This window comes from Paenibacillus sp. FSL K6-3182, from assembly GCF_037976325.1.
Taxonomy (GTDB): Bacteria; Bacillota; Bacilli; order Paenibacillales; family Paenibacillaceae; genus Pristimantibacillus.
Window position 1 is genome coordinate 6,171,428 of sequence record NZ_CP150265.1, and the last position, 23,003, is coordinate 6,194,430.

Genomic DNA, 23,003 nt, shown 5'->3' on the forward strand with positions numbered 1-23,003 from the left:
TAATTAAAGTAACAAACTAAAGAGTTCATGTCAATCGAGCAAAAAAAACAGGTTGCCCCAAAAGCAGATAAACCTACTTTTGGAGCAACCCTTATTCCTTACATTCGTTCCGCTCTAACGAGGGATTGTCTTGTTGTCAGCATAGCCGCTATCGCCGCGGTTGCCGAATTTCTTAAATAGTTTGCGCAGATAAGGAAGGGCAAAGTAATCAATACCGAATTTGCCTGCGTTCGTGCCACCGATGAATACGATAATTCCGATCAGCAGCATCCAAGGGTTAGTCGATACCGTACCTGCAAACATAAACATGAAGTTCATTAATAATCCGAAGAATGCTGCAGCTGTCGTAAGTGCGCCAACGATAAGTCCAAGCCCTACCAAGCATTCACCAACGGGAATGAGAAAGTTAATGATGCCTGCATTCGGAAGAGCAACATGTTCTAGAAATGCAGTAAACGTCGGATAAACTAATTCGTTTGTCGCTTTATCCATTACAGGGTTGCCGATAGCTCCTTTTAAAAATCCGCTGGCATCAAATCCGCCAAGCTTATGCCATCCAGCGCTCAGCCATTGCCATCCCAAGTACACCCGCAGCACAAGCATTAAGCCCGCTGCATATTTGTTTTCGCTTAGCCATTTGGTTACCATGACGATCAGCTCCTCTTATTTTTGTCTAAACCGAGATCGTTTTAATCAGTTCCTTCAATTTGTTCGCCGAACGGTGCAGCAGCGCTTTTTCTTCCTCTGTAATCGGAATGTCCAGCACCTCTCTTACTCCATTGCGATCAACGACACACGGAACACCCATGTATACATCCGATATGCCGTGGTAGTTTTCAACTAACGTGGATACATTGAGTACAGCCGACTCATTGGACAGTATCGCAGTTACAATGCGATCCAGTGCTAACGCAATAGCGTAATAAGTGGCACCTTTCGCTTCTATGATTTCGTAGGCAGCATCTCTCGTATGCGTAAAGATGTCTGACTTTTCTTCCTCGCTAAGCGAGATGGACGAACCAGCTACGTTTGCCAAGCTCCATAATGGAAGCTCGGAATCCCCATGCTCCCCAATAATATGGGCATGTACGCTGCGCGGGTCAAGCTGCAATCGCTCGCCGATCAGGTAGCGGAAACGAGCACTATCGAGCAATGTGCCTGAACCGATTACACGATGAGTTGGCCAGCCCGACTTTTTCTGGCAGAAGTAACTCATAATATCTACCGGATTCGACGCGATTAATAGAATGCCGTCATCATTGTATTTCAGTACTTCGGATACGATGCTTTCATAGATGGCAATGTTGCGCTTTAATAGATTCAGCCTTGGCTCCCCAGGCTTCTGTGCTGCTCCAGCTGTAATGATGACGATATCCGCATCCTTACAGTCCTCATAAGTGCCTGCCCATACTTTAGTCTGACCAAGGAATGGCATCCCGTGATTCATATCAAGCGCATCCCCAACTGCTTTGCCTGCATTCGCATCTATTAACACTAGCTCATCCATCCGGCTGCGAAGCAGCAGCGTATAGGCTGTTGTGGATCCTACTGCTCCTACACCAATAACGACAACTTTTGATTTTTTCATTGTTATTCCACCTCTTCAAATGGTTTGTTTACGAAATAATACATAACGCCCATAAGGACGGAGCCACCAATTAAATTACCAAGTGTAACGGGTACAAGATTATGAATCATGCCTTCGAGTGAAATTGTTCCCGGATGATTCAGCACAAGCGCAATGGCGAAGGTGCAAAGATTAGCGATGCTGTGCTCGTAGCCTGAAATAAAGAAGCAGAATACGAATAGCATCATAGCGAACAACTTTGGCCCATCTCCGCGCAGTGACATCGGAACAAAAAATGCTAAGCAGACCAGCCAGTTACACAATACACCCCGGAAAAACAATTCCCATACCGGAGCGTGAAGCTTCTTCTCTACGACACTGAGTAAAAATCCATTAACGGATGCATCGCTGAACAATCCAGTTGCCCATATGAGAAGGGCGAAAGCGACTGCACCTAGAAAGTTGCCTGCGTAGCTTGCACACCATAGCTTTACAACGTTTAGCCAGCGCATTTTGCCCCTAAGAGCTGCAAAGGTGAAATAGAAGGTGTTTCCTGTAAAAAGATCTCCTCCGCCATATGCGATTAGAATGATTGCTGCACCAAACGTTATCGCCGCCATTGGATAGGTTAGCGGACTATGTGACTCATAGAAAAAGCTGCCTGTCTTAAACGCTACGATTACGCCAAATCCGATAAACATACTCGCTAACATGGCTCGCAATATATATCTCAGCTTGCTTGTCAGAAACACCTTTTGCTTCTTCAAAGCAAGCTGTTCAACCCTTCTCAAAGGAGCATGCTCCATATGAAATCCTCCTAATGTGTGGTGTTAATCGTTTATGCTGTGCTCGCTTTCGTTTGCTACACCTTTAGTTTAGGGGATTCTCTTCCATTTGTATGTCGGGGAACTCCCTGAACTATAGCTAAGGGTTTCTAAGCGAAAGCTGCTTAGCAAATAGGGAGGTTCCCCGATGTGGCCTCCATGATCATTCTTTTATAATAGAAATAAGTAATCGGCAAATGAGAGGATGGCGGTAAACAAAGTGGACATACAGGCATCTTTAAATGAGGATAACAAGGATAATACAGAAAACGGAGCACCGCATGATAAAGACAAGGCTGCTGGTCATCGTCATAACGGCAAATGCTGCAATTGCTCAAAAAGCTCATGCCAGGACAAAACTGAAGCAGAATCGCCTCTTGATAAGTAGCAAATAAGCGCCAACACGCAAAAAAGGAGCAGCTCCTTAAGGTTTATGACCTATTGGAGCTGCTCCTTTTTTGTTGTCCTGCTATGCCATGTGGTTATTCCACAACCATTTTAATTTCTTCATACTTCTCGTCAAAAGAAATGCGAAGCGTCTTATTATCCAAATACCACAGATTATCATCTTCTATAAAATAGGTAATACCTTCTACGACATCACGAAGTCCCGCTGTCTTGGGCTCATCCTTCATAATGCCAAGTGAAAGTCCTGGATGAACGCTGCCGCAGCCGCCCAGGCGAACGTAAATACGAATCGCTTCACCATCGGAAAGACCCATTTCTTTTTTGTACCAGCGAGCTGCTGGTTGTTCCACTATTAAATTCATCTTAGGTCAGCTCCTTCCGCTACATGCTCTACTCCATCATCACGAAATCGCTTAGCGGTGTCAACCCTTACGTACCAAACTGCCTTTGCAATTGAGATCTAGCAATAAATTACATAATAAAAAGACTGCCAATTCGGCAGTCACTAACCTAAACTTTTATGTTTATTTTTTTGGCTCCGAGCCGCCAGCATCCATCTCCAGCTTGATTTCCTCAGGCAATTTTTTTGAAGCGCTGGGCACTTGTCTCGTTTTTGCATTAACGTCTTCCGAAGAGCAAATAACGATGCTAACCTGCCCTCCCTGCGCATAAGCACGAATAAGTATAGGCTGATCATATTTATTTTGAAACACAAAATCCGGCCCATACCAGCTTACCGTCGCATCGCGGCCTGACGGAACATATTTGACATGCCGGCTATGTGAGTAGCGCTCAACAATTTTGAGTCCTGCCCGATCCACCGCATTAAAGAGGGTAGATGAAATTTGACAAATACCACCGCCGACGTCTTCCGAAACCTCTCCCCTCACAATGACTGGAGCACGCAAATACCCTTTTTCCCTTGTCCGCATGCCAACAACCTCATTAAAAGAAAACCGTTCATCCGGGAAAACGACATGGTTATTAATTGCTTTCGCAGCTAATTCAACATTATGAGAACGGTTTTTGTTTCGTGAGTTGTAGTATGTAGCATAGAGTCCAATTTTTTTGGTTTTGATGTTTGAGAGCAGCTCGCTGTCTACTTTCGGATAAGTCGTTAGCATAGGAGCCTCAAGCTTTAATAATTCCCCTTCAAAAATAAAGCTGTAAAACAGCTCCTCGAACGCTTTCCGATTAAGCTTACTTCCTGTCTGCTCGGATATGATTCTCCCCGCTCCATCAAGCGCTGCGTTAATAGGAGGCTTCTGCACTCGTTTATCAAGCTCATCCATAAATTTATCAAGCTTCTCTTGATTAACGAGCGGAATGCCAGTCATCGAATCGCTATACTGTGCACGTTTCATTTCCGAAATCGCATGGCCTTCATGCTCGATAACTAAAGAATCAGAATATGCTCCTTGCTGGAACAAAAACAATATGGCCAGAATCCACGGCAATCCCATTGTCGTTAATCACCCCTATACGGTAGTATCCGTGCTAGTATGAATCATTTTAGGCAGAAGCATGCATACGCGGTGACCACATAATTAACGGGAAATTGGCTGAATATAAAGATAACGACAATTGGGATTGGAGGAGGACAACTTATGACCCGGATCTTGAGACAAGCAGCTGTTGTTATTTTCGTTCTTATATCGCTGTTAACCTTACAAGCCAACGATGCCGCTGCACAGACGATGATGTTGAAGCCCAAAAAATCAAATGAGGAGCAGCAGCAACATATAATGATTATGACTGTCCGCTCTGGTCAACACTCCTCATTTATGAGCGAGCTGCAAATCGAAAGCCAAGAAATGAATGCCGCTTTGCGTCAATCCAAGCATGTTCCTGAAGCTGAAATAGACTATTACTCCGATATAGACATCACACTAAAGTCTGCTGAAACGGTACATTATCGCTTGGATCGCTCTGGACAGCTCTGGAATGAAGCAAAAGCAGAAAAAATAATTTTGCCTGACAAGCTGGCTAAGAAGCTGGTTCGGTTAGCCGAAGGGTTGCGGACACAGCATTACGGGGAATTGTTGACATGGCAGCAAGCAACGGAGCTTTTGCCTAAAAAAAGCATGTTTTCTGTGACGGAGCTGGAAACGGGATTAACCTTCCATGTACAACGGCGCGCAGGCAGCGATCATGCAGATGTACAGCCGTTAACGAAAGAGGATTCCCGTGTTATGAAGCAAATTTATAATGACAAATGGAGCTGGAAAAGAAAGGCCATACTCGTCCACTCCGGCGACACCTGGATCGCTGCTTCTATGAATGGCATGCCGCATGGCGGTGACGGCATTCCAGAGAACGGCTTCTCTGGACACTTTTGCATTCATTTTCTAGGCAGCTCCACCCATAAATCAGACACTCCAGACCCCGCGCACCAAATGATGGTACATAAGGCTGCTGGACAAATCAAACCTTATTTCGAATCTGTTCAGCCGAGCGTTCTGGCTAGAAGCTTCGTTGAAGCGATGTATCATCAAGACCATGAGTTGTTGCTTCCGCTCGCCAATGAAATGCCAAAGGAAAAGCTCGCTTCCATCTTACATGTTATGGAGTCACTCGTTTCCATACGAGAGCAAATCCCGCCAAAATCCAAAGGCCAGATCCACACCGATGAGCTTGGTGATGCTTTAACGACCGAAATAAGATTGCCTGTATCGATCCATCAGCTGAATAAGCCTCGCCGAAGCAGTGTTTATACCTTCATGTTCAAACGAGAAACCGCTAAGTCCCCATGGCATATTCAAGATATTATTGAATAAAAAATCCCTATAGCTGCGGAATCCGAATCATTCGGCTTTCCTTCGCTATAGGGATCTGCTCAGTTGACGTATTTTATTCGAGCATTCTCATCATCGAATAAATGACTTTTGCTGCTTGTGCTCTTGTACTCCAACCATTTGGCATAAATGTATTACCCGACATGCCGTTCAGAATGCCTGTCGACTGCATTTCCTGAACAGCCTTGGCTGCATAATCGGCAATCTCCTCCTGATCGGTGAAAGCAATTGCGCTTCCACTCACAAGCTTCAAGCCAGCCACCTCAGCTGCACGGTAGGCCATAACGGCCATATCCTGCCGTGAGATAAGCTCGTTGACGCCAAAGGTTCCGTCAGACTTGCCTTTTATTATGCCAAGCTTCTCAGCTGCGGCAATTGAGCTGGCGTACCATGCGCCTGCTTTCACGTCGCTAAAGCTGCTTACTCCTTCCCTGTCTTCTAGCTCTAATGCCAGCATCAGCATTTTCACAAATGCTCCTCGTGTCACCTCGCCACTCGGCTGGAAGCTGCCATCTCCATAGCCATTAACAATGCTGCGCGCTGCCAATGCTTCAATCGGATCGATTGCCCATAAAGCTTGATTCAGATCCGTGAATGCAGATGCTGCGTATAGGCTAGAATAATAGCTGAAATGATTTGTTTTGAAGGTGATCATCCCTGTTTTTGCATCATACTTTCCATTGCGAACGATTTCGAATTTGCCATCGTCTGCGATATAATATACGACCACATTGCCCGGCTTCTCACCTAGCTTAAGCACATAAGGAACACTTATCTCAAGTGTATGCTTGCCGCCCGCGAATTCACTTATTTTCTTATCGCCTACATATAGATTGAAATCATAGACGGTTCCATCGCCAACTTTCTCTCGAATAGCCTCGGAGAGTCCAGAAGTATCCATCCTATCGATTGATAGTTTAAGCGTTTCTGTACCTGCGCCAAGCGCACCCTTAAGTGCTTTGTTCGAAAGGGTTACTTTTACCGAGCCCGTATCCATTGTTAAAGAAAATGCATCCTTCGTATTCAAGCCCGCAAACGCACCGCCACGAATGCTGATCTCTACTGATTTGGCAGACCCTACCGCATTCACCTTAATGGTGAGCGATTTTGTTGCTGCTTCGATCGCTTTTTGGAGATCCGCAGCTTCTACCACCGCTGTCGCTTTTCCGTTCACTGTCACTGCTTCAACCGTTACTTGATTGCCAGCAGGCGTTGGAGTTGGCGCTGTACCACCAGGCGGTGAATCCGGTGTTGGACTTGGACTTGGAGTTGGTGTCGGTGTTGGGCTAGGTGAAACGACTGGATCTGCAAGCAGGGTAATTTTTTTCTCCCCTTTTACACCCGATCCATCCGCAGCCGTCGCTACGACGGTTACCTTTCCTTCCGCTGTCGCATGAAGCAGGCCATCTGTTCCGATTGCTGCCAGAGTAGTAGAGCTGCCATCCTCATTCACAACTGACCAAACTACATTTTTGTTAGCCGCAGTATCCATATGAACCTCTGCATTCATCTGGAGCGTGCTGCCCACCTTAACAGAATCGGCTTGCCCTGCCGCTGTTACCGTTATCGAGGTAACTAGCGCTTGAATATATTGAATATTTGGAGCTGCTGGCATCGCCATTCCGTCTCCTAAATAGAAGCTTGGATGCGGCGGCTGGTTATAAGCAACATTTTGCCAAGCTACTCCTAAACGATAGTTCGGATCATGCATCAGCGTGCGAATACGATATTCGGTTTCATCCACAGTAGAGTAGATTCTAAATTCGCTGCTGTCTTCTGAACGCAACATGATCTCCTCACGCCAGTCGCCGAACAAGTCAGCCTGCAAGCTAGAGTTCGCTTTCGTCGAGTTATTTGTAGCGGAGCCAACTGCCGTCAATAAATTAACCGTTTTTGCATTCATATAATCCCATTTATCGATGCGATTATAATCCTGCAGCTCGCGCAGCAGATCGCCATCCCACCATACGCCAAAGTTTGTCGAGCTTGGGATGCTCGTCGTTATTTTCTCGCCTTTGGCGCTGTACAATCCTGTAACCGGGATATGCTCGCTACTTACAATATTGGCGCTCCACATCTCTTCACCCAAATATCTTGGATCGAGATCCGCTGACATCCCGCGGCCCGTATCTACGCCGGTATGAATACCCCAAATAATTTCGCCTGTACGCGCATCCTTCAAATCCATCCCGTATGGGGAGTCGCTATGCTCTTGTACAGCGAATATTTCCAGTCCCGGACGTTCAGGGTCAAGGTCGCCAAAATGCATCGCATCACCGTGGCCAAGTCCCGTATTGTAGAGCGGCTTGCCATCGTCATCAATACCCATCGCGCCAAAATGAATTTCGTCTTTGCCGTCGCCGTCTGAATCGCCTATCGATAAATTGTGATTCCCTTGGCCTGCAAAGGAGCCGTTTCCTTCATCGTTAGAGTCAAATACCCACCGCTTCGTCAGCTGACCATTGCGATAGTCATAAGCAGCAAGCACCGTACGTGTGTAATACCCTCTGCTAAAAACTAAGCTCGGCTTCTCGCCGTCAAGATACGCGACCGCTGCTAGAAAACGGTCCACCCGATTGCCGTAAGCATCTCCCCACGCTGCAACATCACCGCGAGGCGGATCATACTCTGTTGTGGCAAGCGCTTTTCCAGTTAAGCCCTCGAATACGGTTAAATATTCATTGCCTAACAATACATATCCGCTGCTGTTGCGATAATCCTTACTAGGATCACCGATGGCTTTGCCCGTTCCGTCAATCGTACCATCCGCTGTCTTGAACGTGACTTCCGCACGTCCATCACCGTCCAAGTCATAAACCATAAACTGTGTATAATGCGCTCCTGCTCGAATATTTGGTCCGAGATTAATGCGCCATAGCCGCGTGCCGTCAAGCTTATATGCATCCATATACACAATGCCCGTATAACCGGCTTGGGAATTGTCTTTGCTGTTGGATGGCGACCATAACATGACAATCTCATATTTACCGTCACCGTCGAGATCCCCTACGCTAGCGTCACCCGCTGCATACGAGTACGGCTGTCCGTCCTTCGTATAATCATCGGCTGGCTTCTGCAGCGGCACTGATTTGTACTGCTTTTGCCAAACGCCGAAGCTGCTGGTCGCAGCCTGCTCAACACCGCTCAGCACCGATGTAATATGGTACAAGGATGTGTCTGTACCCGCCGTATCCACATAGTTCGTGCTCTTCGTGATCAGCTCATCGTTAAGCTTGATGCCGTCACGATAAACATTGAAGCCGATTGACTCTGGATCAAGTCCTAACATACGCCATCCCAAATAGTTGCCGTTCTCCGTCTTAATGGCGACAGGCGAACGATCCAGATACTCCATTGCGCGAATAAGCGTTGTAATCGCCTGTGTCTCCAAAGCATCCGAGAGCTCAGAAATGCCGCCCTCATTGACAGAAGCCACTTTATAGTAATAAGGAATCGTCGTCAAAACGGTGTTGTCGGTATAAGATGCCGTAGATGACTTTCCAATCAACGTATAAGGGCCATTCGCTTCTTTGGCGCGATACACATTGTACATTCTTGCCTGTGGAACAGCATCCCAAGTGAAGCTAATATCGTTTTTGTGAATGGAAGCAAGTGCAAGGCCTGTTGGAATCGCTGCTTTCTCCACATTCGGATCAATCATGGACACCTGCAGGAAATTAGATGTCACCGACTCAAATCCGGTATTGTCTATTGCCGACACCGAATATACGTACTCAAGGCCAACATCCGCGCTAGTATCAATAAACGTTGGTTGCGTCGTCACGCCTAGCAGCTCAGCGCTGCTTGCGACAGTAGCCTTGCGATAAACATGATATTTTACAGCATCTGCTACTCCTGTCCATGAAAGCTCCGCCTTAATTGGATTGCTGCTCAAATCAAGATCGTTTAGCTCTAGCTTCGTAGGCGCTAGAAGCAGCGGCGTTATTTCAACCCCATTCAAATGAGCAGTCTGACCGCTGAGGATCATGTTCAGCTGTCCGTCCTTAACGGCAATCATGTTGAACACCCGTTCAGCAATATTTTCCTTGCCAGATGATACCGTGCCATAATCCTTATTTTCAATATTAATAATCGTTTTCGTTGACCCGATCCAGTCCCCCGTATAGGTCTTGACTGAATAATAACCGTTTGGCAGGTCTACTTTGAATTCATAGCTATTGCCAAAATAAGCAACAAAGTCTCGTCTGAGCGCATCCGTACCCGCTCCGCGGTCGCGATCTATCATACCTGTGCTATCCGTTATGCCATATCCGCGTTCAGCGGTGTAGATCGTATTGCGAGTAACCTCGGTATAACCAGCCTCAACTACTCCGCCAATCGTTCCGAAATCATATTTGTACAATGCCGATTTCGTTTGAATAAAGATGGGATCGGATGGCGCAGACTCTCCTTTGCCATTCACTGCTGTCACATAAACATGATAGCTGTTCCCTTCAACAAGTCCGCCCATATTCAGCGTCGGAAGTGTAGAAGTACCAATCATGGCATACGCGCTATCCGGCTCTGAGGAAAGCTTGCGATAGATTTTGTAAATATCCGCCGTTGCTGTTTTGTCCCATTTGAGCAATGCTCCTGCATTGCTTATGCTTCCAGCGATAAGGCTGGTCGGCTTAGCTGGCACGTTTGCTGGCAATTCAATTTCTTTTACGGATTGAGCCAGTGGCAAATCCAGCTGCTTGATCGCTGCCGAAAGCATACGCGCGAGCTGAATGGCGCCATATTCTTGGAAATGCGTATCATCAGCGGACCCATTCGGGAATGCTCCGTATACTCCAGCTGGCGTATGAAGGAACACGGATAACGTTGCTGCTGGACCGATTGAATCGTAATACGCAATACTCAGCGTGCTCAAATCGACCACATTAACATCAAGCTCCTGCCCAACTTCCTTCATCGCTTGCACGTATTCTGGGAAGCTGACGTTAAACTTTCCAGTCTCGGCGTTGAAGCTGCGCCTGCCCATCGGCGTCACAAGAATTGGCGTTGCTCCGCGCTGCTTCGCGCCGTTTACATACGTTTTCAAATAGTTTTTGTAATCTGCTGGAGATGCATAACGATCCGGAACGCTAATCGTTGCATCATTATGACCAAATTGCACGAGGAAATAATCGCCCGGCTTAATAGCTCTCAGCACCTCGTCCAAGCGGCCTTCGGATATAAAGTTTTTGGTGCTACGACCGCCGATCGCATGATTTTTGAAAATAACATTTTCAGAGAAAAAGCTTGGAATCATTTGTCCCCAGCCCGCTTGTGGAAGCCAGTACGGATCGTACGTTTGTACAGTAGAATCACCTGCTAGATAAATAGTAGGCAGCTCGCCTGGTGTACGCTCCGCTTTTTTCGTAATGACGAGCGCGTTGATTTTTGGAGCAGTACCCGCAAACTCGAAGTTCAGCTGCCCGTCTACCAACGCAATATCAAAGCTCATTTCAAGAAATTGACCTGCTGGCCTAACCGCATTGCCGTCCAGTCGTTTTACCTTTTCCATGTTCTCGACTGTAATTGAAATATCCGTTACGTCATTCAGATCCCCTGCAATAAGAGACACTGTGTAATCTGCATTCGGCAGATCTACAATGAAGGATGTGTCCTTTACGATGCTGAAGTCCGAGCGCAGCGCATCCGCTGTGCCGCGGTCGACGAAGCTTACCTTTGCCGGATCACCAAACCCGTATTTTCGCTCCGCGGAATAAGCAGCAGCAGAGGAAACGGAAACATAACCATCAGCTGCCCAACCTTTTCCAAAATCAAAACGTTTTACATCTCCATCCGGCAATACAACCGGCGGCACATACACGGTGCTTGCCGCGTAAGCCGAGTAGTCGGACAAGACTTGTCCATTCCGTGCTTTTATTTTGTAATATTGTACGATAGCGGTATTCGCAGTTTGATCGATATACGACAATGCAGCTGATTGGCCAATCTCACCATACGTCCCATCCACTGCATCCGAACGATATACGACATAGTTCGCCGCTCCGACAGAAGCTCCCCAAGCAAGCCGAATAGAGGCGGCATTCACTTCGGTAACTGCTAGATTGATGGGGACAACAGGAGACTGCGGCATCGGAATCAAGGCAGCCTCGCTAGCTGTGCTTAAAGGCGATTGCTGGCCAAAGGCATTGACGGACGAAACATAATACGTATAGCTATCCCCCACACTTACATTAGCATCGGAATAGCTCGTTTCTTTGATTTGCTCAGCAATCGGCGCACTTGGCTCACTGCCGCCAGTCGTACGGTATATATGGTAGTAAACCGCATCTGTGACAGCTGTCCATTTCATTGAAACGCCATTTGCGCTTATACTCGTCAGCATGAGTCCTTCAGGCGCTGAAGGAAGTACTTGCTCGATGATAACAGCGTTCAAAACACTGAATGTTCCATCGCCTGTCAGTTGAATATTAAATTGTCCATCTGCGACTGAAGCATTATAAACCTTGCTCTCTACAGCTCTACGAGAGTTGATAGAATCCCCGGCTACTTCCTCAATCGTTACCTTCGTTTTGTAGGTAGAAGTCGTTTGAAGAAGATCACCGGAATAAAGCGTGACCTTATAGTTGCCATTAGGTATGTCCGCTTTGAATACAAAAGGAACATTGGTTCCTCCCAAAACAAAATCGTTAATTACGTTATCCGGTGACTCTGCCCCTCGAAAACGAGAAGCAAGATTCATATCCAAACCATAGCCCTTCTCAGGTGTATAAAGCGTCGTTCCAGTAATACCGATATAACCATCCGCGACAGGACCACCTGTACTTCCAGCAGGTGCTGGCGCTGAACCAAAATCAAACTTCCACATCTGCGGCTGTGCAGTTTGCGCGGCCTCTGCTTGCTCATTTGTAAATCCAGCAACAACCGTGCAGAAAACCATAACTACTGCCAACACTAACGACATGCTCCGTTTCAATCGCTTACTCATTCAGCATTTGTTCCCCTTTCATAAATGGGCTAAAATAAGCTGTAAACGTTTCTAGCAATCACGCAAAATTTTTGGCAAGAAATATTTACCTCTTAATAGTACTCTTATAAAGAATGCGCTTTCATTAGAAAAAACCATAATGATTGTTCAAATATCCGTGTATTTAGGCAACTTTTGCAAAAACGACAGACTTCGGCGGCGGCATACAGGGCTGTTGATTAGTGAAGGTGACTGTAGGCAAGTCGGTGTTCTAAAAGCCTTAAAGTTATGTTAGTTTGGTAGCTGTAGGTACATATATGCGCTTATAGAGTTAGGTGGGCCGTTGGAGTGGGGATTTATGGTGGCTGTTAGCACGTATATGTTCTTAGAGCCTTGAAGTATCATGAGTTTGGCGGCTGTAAGCACATATATGTGCTTATGGAGTAAAACCAGCGTTGGAATAGTGATCTAAATTGGCTGTTAGCACGTATATGTTCTTAGAGCCTTGAAGTATCATGAGTTTGGTGGTTATAAGCACATAGATGTGCTTAAGGAGTCAATTCGCAGTCGGAGCGGAACTTTTTGGCGGCTGTAAGGTTGCTTACAACAAGCTAGTGTTCGGATTTGTACATGCAATTGGAAAACATGATATAATTATGTGTGCATTTACCTTGCAAGCAATATGATCATTTAAAATAGACATTATGACGTTGGAGAGGGGGATATTGATGTTTGCGAAGCGCCTTAAACAGCTGCGTAAATCGAGGAAATTAACGATGCAGGAAGTTGCTGATTATTTAGGAGTTGCGAAAAGCACCTATGCAGGCTATGAATCCGGCTATCGACAGCCGACTCTTGAATCCATTCAAACCATTTCACGCAAGCTGCGCACTTCCGCTGATTATCTTCTTGGGCTTACTGATTATCCTGAGCCGCCAATTGAGCTCAATCATAATGCGAAGGAATATTTGAATTATGATCAGCTGCACTGGGATGGGGTTCCTTTGGAAAAGGACGACCTGGATTTAATTCGCAACTTGCTCGAACGTGTACTCCGCGATCGCACCTTGCCAAAGGATGAATGATCTATCCACTATATCTATATTTGATTAAAATAAGGAACTCCAAACGTTCTTAGCTTCAACCGCCCATCAATTGCAGCAGCTTCGCCTCGAATTGCCCTTGAAGCTGCAGCATGAGATCGCTGAACGTTTGCTCCCACTTATCCGTAATTTCTGCCTCCACATTATCCTTTTCTGCTTGTGCAATAATTCCCTGCATTTTCGTACTGCATGTCGCTTCCACCTTCGAAAGCCCGTCCATCCATTTCTGGCTTAACTCCTGAAACGCGTAAGGGTCAGACATATCCAATTGCGCAACACTTGTTTCCGCTCCTGCCAATACATCATTCATATCCTGCGTACACTTAGCTTGAATCTGGACAATCTGCTGCTCATACTTTTCCGTTGACGTAATTGGAGCTTCCGTTTCCGGCACATTTGGCTGATCAGGCGAAGGCGTTGGCTTTGGTTTTGTCGTTGGCGTTGACGTTGAACCATCATTCGGCTTCGTCTCCGTCCCTTTGTTCGGTTTAGTTGTACTTGATGGCTTCGTCGTCTGAACGGGCAAAGGATTTTCATTTTCCCCAGCCGGCTTATCCGCCTCTTTCTCCGGCAGTACAGCTTCCCCTCCACTTCCAGCAGGCTTACCCGCCACCTGTTCCACTGGTTTTCCGGTTTTGTCAGTCGTTGGCGGTACGCCATCTACAGTTGGACTCGTTTTCTCAGGCGCTGTCCCATACAGTTCTTCCTCACTCAGCTGTGCTTGCTCGTTTAATGCTGCGCCATTCGCATTCACAATAAGTGATTGTTGTGAGGATTCATTCCAATAGAGACCGCCCCACACAAATAATAGAATAAGCGTTAACGAGCCTAAAATAATATTAATCGTATCCGGCTTCTGAAGCCGCGGACGCCGTTTCTTCCTTGCATGATGCTTGCTCATATTATGCTCATACCACCTTCCGTTTTGAATAGAAAGAAGCCAGTCTCCTTTCTCTTAGACGAGAAAGAAGACTGGCTGCTTTTTGTTAAGATCGCATGATTTCCGTAATAATAGTAGTAAGCAATTTGTTGACCTTGCTTTTCGTTTCGTTTATCGCCTTATTTTTCAGCGCGTTCGTTGTTTTTACTTTATTGATCTCATCAACAGCTACATTTCTAGCCTGTACAACATCCATGATCAGTTGTGCCTTCTGCTCATCGTTGGTCGCTGCTTTCAGCTTTTTCTTAACCTCGTTCAGCTTGCTATCCAATTCTTCAGCTATTCTCTTAAACTCTGCCTTAGGATCAATTTCCACATCTTCATTAACGAGCGTCACCTCTTGCTGGAAAATCACTTTAGCAGAGCCGCCGTATGGATTCACTAAAGTCGCTTGAATAACAGCCGTACCATTAGCAACCTTTTTCGGAATCGTTACTTTCCCTCGCGAATCGACCGTGACATCTTTGCTTCCCGATACTTTCTTCCATTTCAAGAACGAGGATGGCAAAACAGTGCCAAGCAGCTTCAAACTGTATTCATGCTGCCTTCCGCTAGCCGTAATCTTCACCGCCGAAATAACTTCTGAACGGATATAAGCAACTGTTAATGCGTTAAGGGCCCGCTCATCATATTTCAGCTTTAGTTGGAATTTAAAAACAGATAGTCGTACATCAGCCGATTTAACACCTAAGTTGTTCAACGCCTCGCTTAATGCATAATCATCCTTTTTGGATAAAATTTCACCCATGGCTTCCATAATAACCGCATTTATTTTTTCCTTGTTGCCGAGCAGCTGAGCGATCTCCTGCGGCTTCATATCCGAGATAATGTTGCGAACGGTCCCTTCAACACCCGGACGGTCAGCTCCATCACCGAACAACAAAACGAGGAAATCATCCATGCTGAGGCTTGTTACCCCGCCTGCTGCGGCAATCGTCTTCAGTGCAGCACGGAATTCTGGATTCGTTCGTATCGCTTCAAGTCCCTTCGCTTCTGGATCATATTGCAGGGAGCCTACAGACTGAATAATCTGGAACACAGTCTTCTTCAGCTCCGCTTGGTTAACCGATGCGGGAAGCTTAGGAGCAATTTTGACCCAGACTGGATCAATAAGTGATTGATCCTTGGCAAAATCAAGCTTGGCGATCTCATCGCGCAAATTGCGTACATCCTGCACATCCGAAGGATCTCCAGCAAGCAGTGCCGCGTGAAGCTTATTCATTCTCTCAAGGAATTCTTCAGCCGGGAAGTGTTCTCCCTCTCCATTTGTAGCTGTTAACGTAACCTCTTTCTCAAAAATAACTTTAGCTTGTCCACCATATGGGTTAATCAATGTCGCTTGAACAACCGCCGATCCGCTGGCAACGCCTCGCGGAAGCGTAACCGTACCACCAGAAGATACTTTCACATCTTTGCTTCCAGAAACTTTGCTCCACCGCAGCGCAAGCGGCGGAACATCCACGCCGAACACCTTCAAGCTGAATTTTTGCTCACGGCCATCTTCACTGACTTTAACAGCCTCGACAGCTTCAGAGCGCATATGAGCGATAATTAGCGCTTGAATTGCTGGCTCATCCATCTTCAATCGAGCTTGGAAGTTAAGCATGGTTGCAGCAGACTCCTCCGCCGTTACACCCAACTGGCTTAAAACGGAGCTGAACTTATAATTGCCGGTTTCACTTAGCAGCTCCTCTGTCTTCTGGAGCAGCAGTGCGGAAATCGCTTGCTTATCTCCAATCAACTGCAGCAGCTGAGTCGGTGACAGGCTGGCAAGCTTCTGCCTTATAGCGCCATCTACACCTGGGTTAACGCCACCATCGCCAAATAAAAACATGAGAATATCGTCTATTACAAAGCTAGTTTCACCGCCTCCGGCTGCTCCAAGCTCAGCTAACACAGCACGATATTCAGGATTTTTGCGAATCTCCTCTAAACTTGCAGCCTGCGGGTCATATGGAATCAAGCTAATCTCCTTAACCATATTGAATAAAACAGCCTTCAGCTTTGCTTGGTCTGCTTCTGCGGGCAGCTTAGCTGCAATCTTCTTCCAAATCGGATCAATTAAATTGTGATCCTTAGCGAAGTCCAGCCCAGCAAGCTCATCACGCAAATTGCGAACGGCTCCAACATCTGCTGGATCTCCTGCTGCTAGAGCAGAATACAGCTTATTCATCCGCGCAAGGAATGACTCCACAGGAAACTCGGTCTCATGCGAAATTGCAGCGTTTAAGGTAACCTCTTGCTCAAATATGACTTTCGCCGAGCCACCGTATGGATTGATCAGCTTAGCCTGAATAACAGCTGTACCGGTTTTCGCAGCATCCGGTATAGTAACGACACCCGTAGGCAATACCTTTACATTAGAATCACCGGATACCTTTGACCACTGCAGAACTTGTGGGAAAAGATATACGCCGAATACATTTAAGCTATACGAATGTACACGACCAGTGTAGTCTATTTTCACGCTTGACTTCACGCTTGAACGAATATACGCCACAGTCATCGCGCTGATCGCAGGCTCGTCCTTCTGAAGCTTCACCTGGAAGTTTTGTACGGTCGCTCTTACATCCTTCGGCGTCACGCCTAAATTTTTCAAAATAGAGCTGAACTTGTACTCATTCGTCTCACCCATCAGCTTCTCCATCGCCTGAAGAAGAACCGTTACAATGCCCTGCTTATTGCCAAGCAGCAAAATCAGCTCCTCCGGAGACTTCTCCCCGATCAGGCTGCCAATCGTTCCTTCAACGCCTTTACGGCTGCTGCCATCGCCAAACATAAAGACGAGAAAGTCTTCCAATCTAATGTTCTCGTCACCGCCTGCAGCTGCAATCGTCTTCAAGGTTGCTCGAAATTCTGGATTCGTGCGAATAGCCTCCAAATCAGAGGCTTCAGGGTCGTAACGGAAGGAGCCTACAGCCTTGATCAACCGGAACAGGCTCGCTTTAAGTTCCGCTTTGTCGGCAGACTCAGGAAGCTTCTCGCTAATTTTTGTCCAAATCGGATCGATCAGCTGCTGGTTTGTTGCTTCATCCAGACCGGCAATTTCATCTCGCAAATTTTTAACCTCTTGCATGTCCGTCTTGTCCCCAGCTGCTAGTGCAGCATATAGAGCCTGCATACGCTCCAAAAACACGCTTGAAGGCAGCGCAGCTTCTGCAGCACTCGCCGCTTGAACAAATCCCAGCTTCTCGGTCAGCCCTTTCTGGCTGAGCGGTAATCCGCCTAGCGATGCTGTAAGCATGGAGATCGCCAGCGCGGATAAGGTTACTTTTTTTCGAAACGTCATTTCATTCACCTCTGGTCATTAGTTTGGTTTAAAATTGCAATACAGGTATTTGCTGCTTTACGCCTTGATTAAGGCTAGGGCGGCCTACGGAGTAATAAACAAATTCAGTACCAACCAAATGCTCCTCTTCGAAAACATTGCGGCCGTCAATCAGAATCGGACTTTTTAATACTTGTTGAAGCAGTCCAAGGTCAACATGTGAGAACTCCTCCCACTCTGTCAGCAAGCAAAGCGCATCCGCATCTTTTGCCGCTTCCATCGCGTCCTCACACCATTCAACACCGCTAATTTCATATAAAGTACGGAAGTTGTCAGTCGCAATAGGGTCATAAGCCTTGACCTTAACGCCGTTGTCCACCAAATGTTGAATAATTTCCGATGCTGGCGAATCGCGCACATCATCGGTATTCGGCTTGAATGCAAGCCCCCATACTGCAATCGTCTTACCTGAAAGCTCACCTTGAAATATCGTCTCCAGCTTGCGAATGACGTTAAAGCGTTGATCCTGATTGACCTCTACTACCGAGCGCAGCAGCTTGAACTCATAATCAACATGTCCGGCAATTTGAATTAAGGCGCTTGTATCTTTAGGAAAACAAGAGCCCCCGTAGCCGATTCCCGCTTTTAGGAACGATGGGCCAATTCGCTTGTCATAACCCATTCCTTCAGCTACCTTCGTTACATCTGCGCCTACCTTCTCGCAAATATTAGCGATCTCATTGATAAATGATATTTTGGTAGCTAGAAATGCATTGGACGCATATTTAATCATTTCAGCGCTGCGAATATCTGTAATAACGATTTGTTCCGTTAAAGGAATATGAAGCAGCTTCATAATTTCTGCTGCGCTTTGTGAGCTGGCTCCAATAATAATGCGATCGGGATGCAGCGTATCTTGTATCGCCGAGCCCTCGCGCAAAAACTCTGGCAGCGAGATACTGTCAAACAACTCACTCGTGTGGGAGGCGATGACGGTTGCTAGACGTTCATTCGTTCCAACGGGTACAGTGCTTTTTACCGCTATGATTTTATAACCGTTCATCGCCTTTGCAATCTCTATGGCTGCTTGGTCAATGTAAGATAGATTAGCCTCGCCATTTGGCAGCGGAGGTGTTCCTACCGCCAAAATAATAATGTCCGATTGCTGTACCGCGCTTCGCAAATCAGTCGTGAAGGTGAGCATTCCTGCTGCTCGGTTCGACGCTGCTAGCTCCTTGAGGCCTGGCTCATAGATCGGAATGCCGCCAGCGTTTAGTGTCTCAATTTTGCGCGGGTCCTTGTCTACGCAAATGACGCGATTGCCAAGCTCCGCATAACAAATGCCCGACACGAGCCCCACGTAGCCAGTTCCAATAACCGTGATGTTCATGCTATTCGCTCCTTCATTGAATGATTTATTTATACGGTGCATAGTTGCATAATCTCATTCCAATCGAAGGCAAGCCGGACGATGTCCTCTTCAATAAGCTCCGTCCCTGTCTGAATTTCGATAATGTCCATTTCTGTTTCTGCGCGCAGGCTATGAAGGCTTTCTTTCGATATCGTTAGCACATCGCCCGATTTCACTTCAAAGCTTCGACCATTCAGCACCATGACGCCATGTCCGGCAACAATCGTCCATACCTCGTCTCTCAGCAGATGATATTGATAGCTTAAGTTCCGTTCTGGCGCAACGCATATTCGTTTAGTCAGCACTTCCTTGCCGTCGGGATATTTCAAATAATCAAGCACACGATAGCGGCCCCAACGACGCTCCTCATACATCGGACGCTGGTCGGAATGCTTCATGACCTCCTTGATCATAGGACTAGCCGCTTTGTCCGATACCAAAATTCCGTCCGGACTCGCCGCTACAATGACATTCGATACATTCAGCAGAGTAATCGGGATGTCGAGCTCATTAATGACATGCGTGTTCGTTGAATCTCCCGAAATAATCCCTTTTCCAATAAGCGGCGTTTCAATTTCCTCGGTCAAGGTGTTCCAAGTTCCAAGGTCTTTCCAATCGCCCTCATATGGCAATGCCACGATATGATTGGACTTTTCTACGATTTCATAGTCAAAGCTGTTTTTCGGCATCTTCCCGTATTGCTTCAGCATCTCGTCGTATTGAATCGGCAGTTCATTAGCAATCAGAATGTTAATGAGAAAATCAAGCTTGAATGCAAAAACCCCGCAGTTCCAAAGTGCAGCCTGCTCAATCATGGCTGCCGCTTCTTCTTCGCGGGGTTTTTCTCTAAAGCTGTTTACATTGACATAATTGTTCGCCTCAGCTGCAAGCTCAGGAACGATATAACCGTATTTTTCCGAAGGATACGTTGGCTTCACGCCCATAAGCGCTAAATCTGCTCCCGATTCATTCAAAACCAGCTCAAGCTCCTTCGTCTTATGGAAAAACGATTGCTCCACGTAGGGATCAACTGGCATGACAACGACTGTTTCATTCAAGCTTACACCTTGCACCGAATATAAATAGGTTGCTGCGAGCGCGATAGCGGGGAAGGTGTCCCTTCTTTCCGGCTCGACGATCACTTCAATCTCGCTTCCGAGCTGACTATGGATCATATCTACCTGCGGCTTGCTTGTTGCGATATAAGCATGCTCGCGTAAACCCGCCTTCGTGATTTGTCCCCATACGCGCTGAACCATCGATTCACGCTCGCCGCTCTCGTCTTTTAGCACCTTCAAAAACTGCTTGGATCTCGATTCGTTCGACAACGGCCACAGCCGCTTGCCCGAGCCTCCGGATAGAAGAACAATCTTCATGTTGATTCCTCCTAATCGTTTTTATGATACGGTGATTCGATTCGTACTTACTCTCTTCGATATGCCAAGATCATTATGCTTCGTTCTTCACCACCAGCTGCGCTGACTTGATCCCGCTGGTCCATGTATTGTAGTAGTTCGAGTTTTTGCCATATGAGTTATCGAGCAGCGTATTAGGCTTGTCCATCAAGCAGGATAATATATGCCCGTGCAGCCTAGAGGTTTGCACGATGCGATAGCCGCTGAAGCGCTTGACCGCTTTGTCTACGAGATAGTCGGAGTACTTGCCCCATATCGCCTGCATCGGCAGAGGGACACCGCTTTTCGTCATCATTTGCCCGATCATCTTAATTGATTTTTTCTCGACGCGATTGTATAGGGAAGCCCAGTCCAAATAATCGCCTCTCCCTGCCAGTTCAAAGCTCGCCTGCTCGCTTGTCTTCTCGATGTCGGTACGGAAGAAGCAGAGCAGCTCCTTGCCGGGGCTGCTTTTGGGCAAAATCGGCCACAGCTGATGTGCCATATCCGGCGATAAGTATACGCAGCATTTATCAAATTTTTGAGCTGCTATCCCATAGGACAGCGTATCCCGCACAAAAAGATGAACATCCTTATGCGCGTTAAAAATACGCGCCGTGCGATCATACTCCGCTTCCTTCTCGAAGAAAATCGTCTGCGGCAGCAGTACAATTCGGTGATTAGGATAATCCTTTACGATTTTCTCCCGCAGCTTCTGATGAACCGGGTACAAATCACCAAAGTTGCCTCCGCCTTGAAGGACGATAATTTGATCATTCGGAATGGTCAGCTTGTCTGGAAAATCAAGAACGCTATAACGCGCAGCCACGCGGATATGATTGTCTTTAAAAAACGCCTCTGCACCCTTCATAATGAGCAAATCGCCGCCATTGTTGTAAACGGGATAATCGATATAATAAATGCTTGAACCCGGTGGTATCACCTTCGTAATTCGGAGAAGCATCTTTTTGAGCCCCTCCATCGGATGTACCTGTGCTTCAACTTGCATATCAACGCGCTCCTTTACGTTGTTTTTTGTCTTTCAAACGCTCAATTAAAAAACGGAAATCATTTTTATCAAACAACATCCCTGATAGCTTTACTTGGAAAATAATTCTCATCGAGGCCAACGTCACTACTAAACGAATGACTGCGCCAATTAATAAAGCAAGTGCAATTCCATTTAGCCCATACAGGGGTGTAAACAGAAAAAACAATCCAATGGTTGCCGCTAAGGCTATAAGCTGACGGACAAGTACCAACCCAGGTCGGCCCATTGCATTAAACGAGGATGCCAAAATCCATGAGCCGCCACCGAGAATGCATTCGAACGACAGCAGATAGAAGGCTCCGCTTGCTTCAAGGAACGGCGCTCCGAACAGGATGCCCATCAGATAACGCCCGATGAACATGCTCGGGATGACTACAATCGTCATCAGCAGCATCGATAACCGAAACGCCCTGCCTACCGTTGCGATAATGGCTGATTTCTCCATGCCGGTAACCTTCGGGAACACAACATTCGTAATCGCCATCTGTACGACATTGAATACGCGGGACAGCGCATAAACGACCGTGTACAGCCCTAGCTCTCTAGCAGTCAGCATCGATAGAATGACAAGCTTGTCAAACTGTGTGTACAGCGTACCGAGAAGCTCCACTCCGAACACTTTGCTGCCATAGCCGAATAACGCTTTCGCTGCCAGCCGATTGCCGAGTCCCTTCAACCAGTTCATCTGAAGCGTTTCTCTTAAACTATAGAGTGACCATGAAACGACAAGCACGCTGGTTACGAGAAATACAAGCGAAGCATTATGCAGGCTTAAATCACCTATTGCCCATAACCCCAAGAGCCCAACCAGATTGCACAGCGGAACCAATAAACGCACACCGTTATAAATGTTAAACTTGCCAGTACTTTGCGCCAGCGCAGATATTAAATTGATAGCGAGCAGAATCGGCAGCATGAGTACCGTATACCATCTCGTAATTTGAATGATGTCAGCAGGATAGTTGCCAAGCCATACCGGCAGCCATACCCACGCGACCACGCCAATAATGATGCTGACTGGAATTTGAAATAGAAAACCAGCTCTAACAAAATCGCTGCCGCTGCCTTTGTTTTGCTTCATATTATAAATAAGAGAGGTCGGCAGGCCGAAGCCAACAAGACCCGCGAGAAGCGTTGGCCAAAACAAAATGGCTGAAAATTCGCCCTTGCCAACAACGCCGAACATACGCGCCGTCACAATGGAAGTCAGCGTGCTGATAACCATGACTAGCAGGTTCGTTGCACTCGTGCGCATAATCGTTTGAACGAGGCCGTTGCCTCTCCACGCTTTAGAAATAGCAAGCTGTGCCATAGCTTTCC

At 46.7% G+C, this 23,003-nt stretch carries 14 protein-coding genes; 2 read left to right on the plus strand and 12 right to left on the minus strand.

The annotated features are described in order from the left end of the window. Positions 1-114: 114 nt before the first annotated feature. The 5 genes from MHH56_RS27190 to MHH56_RS27210 form a co-directional block, all read right to left on the minus strand. Positions 115-648 (minus strand): TQO small subunit DoxD, encoded by a 534-nt coding sequence (locus MHH56_RS27190; protein WP_339204762.1) that lies wholly within the window; start codon positions 646-648, stop codon positions 115-117. Between the two features lie 25 nt (positions 649-673). Next, the gene (locus tag MHH56_RS27195; protein WP_339204763.1) at positions 674-1,588 is read right to left on the minus strand and encodes an L-lactate dehydrogenase; all 915 of its coding nucleotides are present in this window, start codon (positions 1,586-1,588) and stop codon (positions 674-676) included. A gap of 2 nt (positions 1,589-1,590) precedes the next feature. Then, positions 1,591-2,373, minus strand: a complete 783-nt coding sequence (locus tag MHH56_RS27200) for a formate/nitrite transporter family protein (protein WP_076269082.1) — start codon at positions 2,371-2,373, stop codon at positions 1,591-1,593. Between the two features lie 500 nt (positions 2,374-2,873). Further along, positions 2,874-3,161: a HesB/YadR/YfhF family protein gene (locus tag MHH56_RS27205; RefSeq protein WP_076269083.1), complete on the minus strand. Its 288-nt coding sequence runs from the start codon at positions 3,159-3,161 to the stop codon at positions 2,874-2,876. A gap of 162 nt (positions 3,162-3,323) precedes the next feature. Next, positions 3,324-4,262, minus strand: coding sequence for a VanW family protein (locus MHH56_RS27210; RefSeq protein WP_339204765.1), 939 nt, complete (start codon positions 4,260-4,262; stop codon positions 3,324-3,326). 144 nt (positions 4,263-4,406) lie between these two features. Between MHH56_RS27210 and MHH56_RS27215 the strand changes: the two genes are divergently transcribed. Beyond that, positions 4,407-5,576: a hypothetical protein gene (locus MHH56_RS27215; RefSeq protein WP_339204766.1), complete on the plus strand. Its 1,170-nt coding sequence runs from the start codon at positions 4,407-4,409 to the stop codon at positions 5,574-5,576. Positions 5,577-5,649: 73 nt separating this feature from the next. Here the strand turns inward: MHH56_RS27215 and MHH56_RS27220 are convergent, their stop codons facing one another. Further along, a complete protein-coding gene (locus MHH56_RS27220; protein WP_339204767.1) occupies positions 5,650-12,537 on the minus strand; it encodes an S-layer homology domain-containing protein in 6,888 nt (2,295 codons plus the stop codon). A gap of 707 nt (positions 12,538-13,244) precedes the next feature. On the opposite strand from MHH56_RS27220, the gene MHH56_RS27225 reads away from it, so the two are divergent. Next, the gene (locus MHH56_RS27225) at positions 13,245-13,601 is read left to right on the plus strand and encodes a helix-turn-helix transcriptional regulator (RefSeq protein ID WP_076269086.1); all 357 of its coding nucleotides are present in this window, start codon (positions 13,245-13,247) and stop codon (positions 13,599-13,601) included. Positions 13,602-13,656: 55 nt separating this feature from the next. On the opposite strand, the gene MHH56_RS27230 is transcribed toward MHH56_RS27225, so the two are convergent. From MHH56_RS27230 to MHH56_RS27255, 6 genes are all read right to left on the minus strand, one after another. Next, a complete protein-coding gene (locus MHH56_RS27230) occupies positions 13,657-14,520 on the minus strand; it encodes a hypothetical protein (RefSeq protein WP_339204769.1) in 864 nt (287 codons plus the stop codon). 85 nt (positions 14,521-14,605) lie between these two features. Beyond that, on the minus strand, positions 14,606-17,848 hold the full coding sequence (locus MHH56_RS27235) for a hypothetical protein (RefSeq protein ID WP_339204770.1): 3,243 nt from the start codon (positions 17,846-17,848) through the stop codon (positions 14,606-14,608). 28 nt (positions 17,849-17,876) lie between these two features. Beyond that, on the minus strand, positions 17,877-19,217 hold the full coding sequence (locus MHH56_RS27240; protein WP_076269089.1) for a UDP-glucose/GDP-mannose dehydrogenase family protein: 1,341 nt from the start codon (positions 19,215-19,217) through the stop codon (positions 17,877-17,879). 29 nt (positions 19,218-19,246) lie between these two features. Beyond that, a complete protein-coding gene (locus tag MHH56_RS27245) occupies positions 19,247-20,614 on the minus strand; it encodes a sugar phosphate nucleotidyltransferase (RefSeq protein ID WP_339204771.1) in 1,368 nt (455 codons plus the stop codon). 73 nt (positions 20,615-20,687) lie between these two features. Next, on the minus strand, positions 20,688-21,641 hold the full coding sequence (locus tag MHH56_RS27250; RefSeq protein WP_076269091.1) for a polysaccharide pyruvyl transferase family protein: 954 nt from the start codon (positions 21,639-21,641) through the stop codon (positions 20,688-20,690). A 1-nt stretch (position 21,642) separates the two neighbouring features. Beyond that, entirely contained in the window at positions 21,643-22,995 is a 1,353-nt protein-coding gene (locus MHH56_RS27255; protein WP_339204772.1) for an oligosaccharide flippase family protein, read from the minus strand. Positions 22,996-23,003 lie beyond the last annotated feature (8 nt).

Excerpts from the sequence above, each read along its gene's own strand:
- MHH56_RS27190 (WP_339204762.1), bottom strand. The coding sequence starts at position 648 with ATGGTAACCAAATGGCTAAGCGAAAACAAATATGCAGCGGGCTTAATG.
- MHH56_RS27195 (WP_339204763.1), bottom strand. The coding sequence starts at position 1,588 with ATGAAAAAATCAAAAGTTGTCGTTATTGGTGTAGGAGCAGTAGGATCC.
- MHH56_RS27200 (WP_076269082.1), bottom strand. The coding sequence starts at position 2,373 with ATGGAGCATGCTCCTTTGAGAAGGGTTGAACAGCTTGCTTTGAAGAAG.
- MHH56_RS27205 (WP_076269083.1), bottom strand. The coding sequence starts at position 3,161 with ATGAATTTAATAGTGGAACAACCAGCAGCTCGCTGGTACAAAAAAGAA.
- MHH56_RS27210 (WP_339204765.1), bottom strand. The coding sequence starts at position 4,262 with ATGGGATTGCCGTGGATTCTGGCCATATTGTTTTTGTTCCAGCAAGGA.
- MHH56_RS27215 (WP_339204766.1), top strand. The coding sequence starts at position 4,407 with ATGACCCGGATCTTGAGACAAGCAGCTGTTGTTATTTTCGTTCTTATA.
- MHH56_RS27220 (WP_339204767.1), bottom strand. The coding sequence starts at position 12,537 with ATGAGTAAGCGATTGAAACGGAGCATGTCGTTAGTGTTGGCAGTAGTT.
- MHH56_RS27225 (WP_076269086.1), top strand. The coding sequence starts at position 13,245 with ATGTTTGCGAAGCGCCTTAAACAGCTGCGTAAATCGAGGAAATTAACG.
- MHH56_RS27230 (WP_339204769.1), bottom strand. The coding sequence starts at position 14,520 with ATGAGCAAGCATCATGCAAGGAAGAAACGGCGTCCGCGGCTTCAGAAG.
- MHH56_RS27235 (WP_339204770.1), bottom strand. The coding sequence starts at position 17,848 with ATGACGTTTCGAAAAAAAGTAACCTTATCCGCGCTGGCGATCTCCATG.
- MHH56_RS27240 (WP_076269089.1), bottom strand. The coding sequence starts at position 19,217 with ATGAACATCACGGTTATTGGAACTGGCTACGTGGGGCTCGTGTCGGGC.
- MHH56_RS27245 (WP_339204771.1), bottom strand. The coding sequence starts at position 20,614 with ATGAAGATTGTTCTTCTATCCGGAGGCTCGGGCAAGCGGCTGTGGCCG.
- MHH56_RS27250 (WP_076269091.1), bottom strand. The coding sequence starts at position 21,641 with ATGCAAGTTGAAGCACAGGTACATCCGATGGAGGGGCTCAAAAAGATG.
- MHH56_RS27255 (WP_339204772.1), bottom strand. The coding sequence starts at position 22,995 with ATGGCACAGCTTGCTATTTCTAAAGCGTGGAGAGGCAACGGCCTCGTT.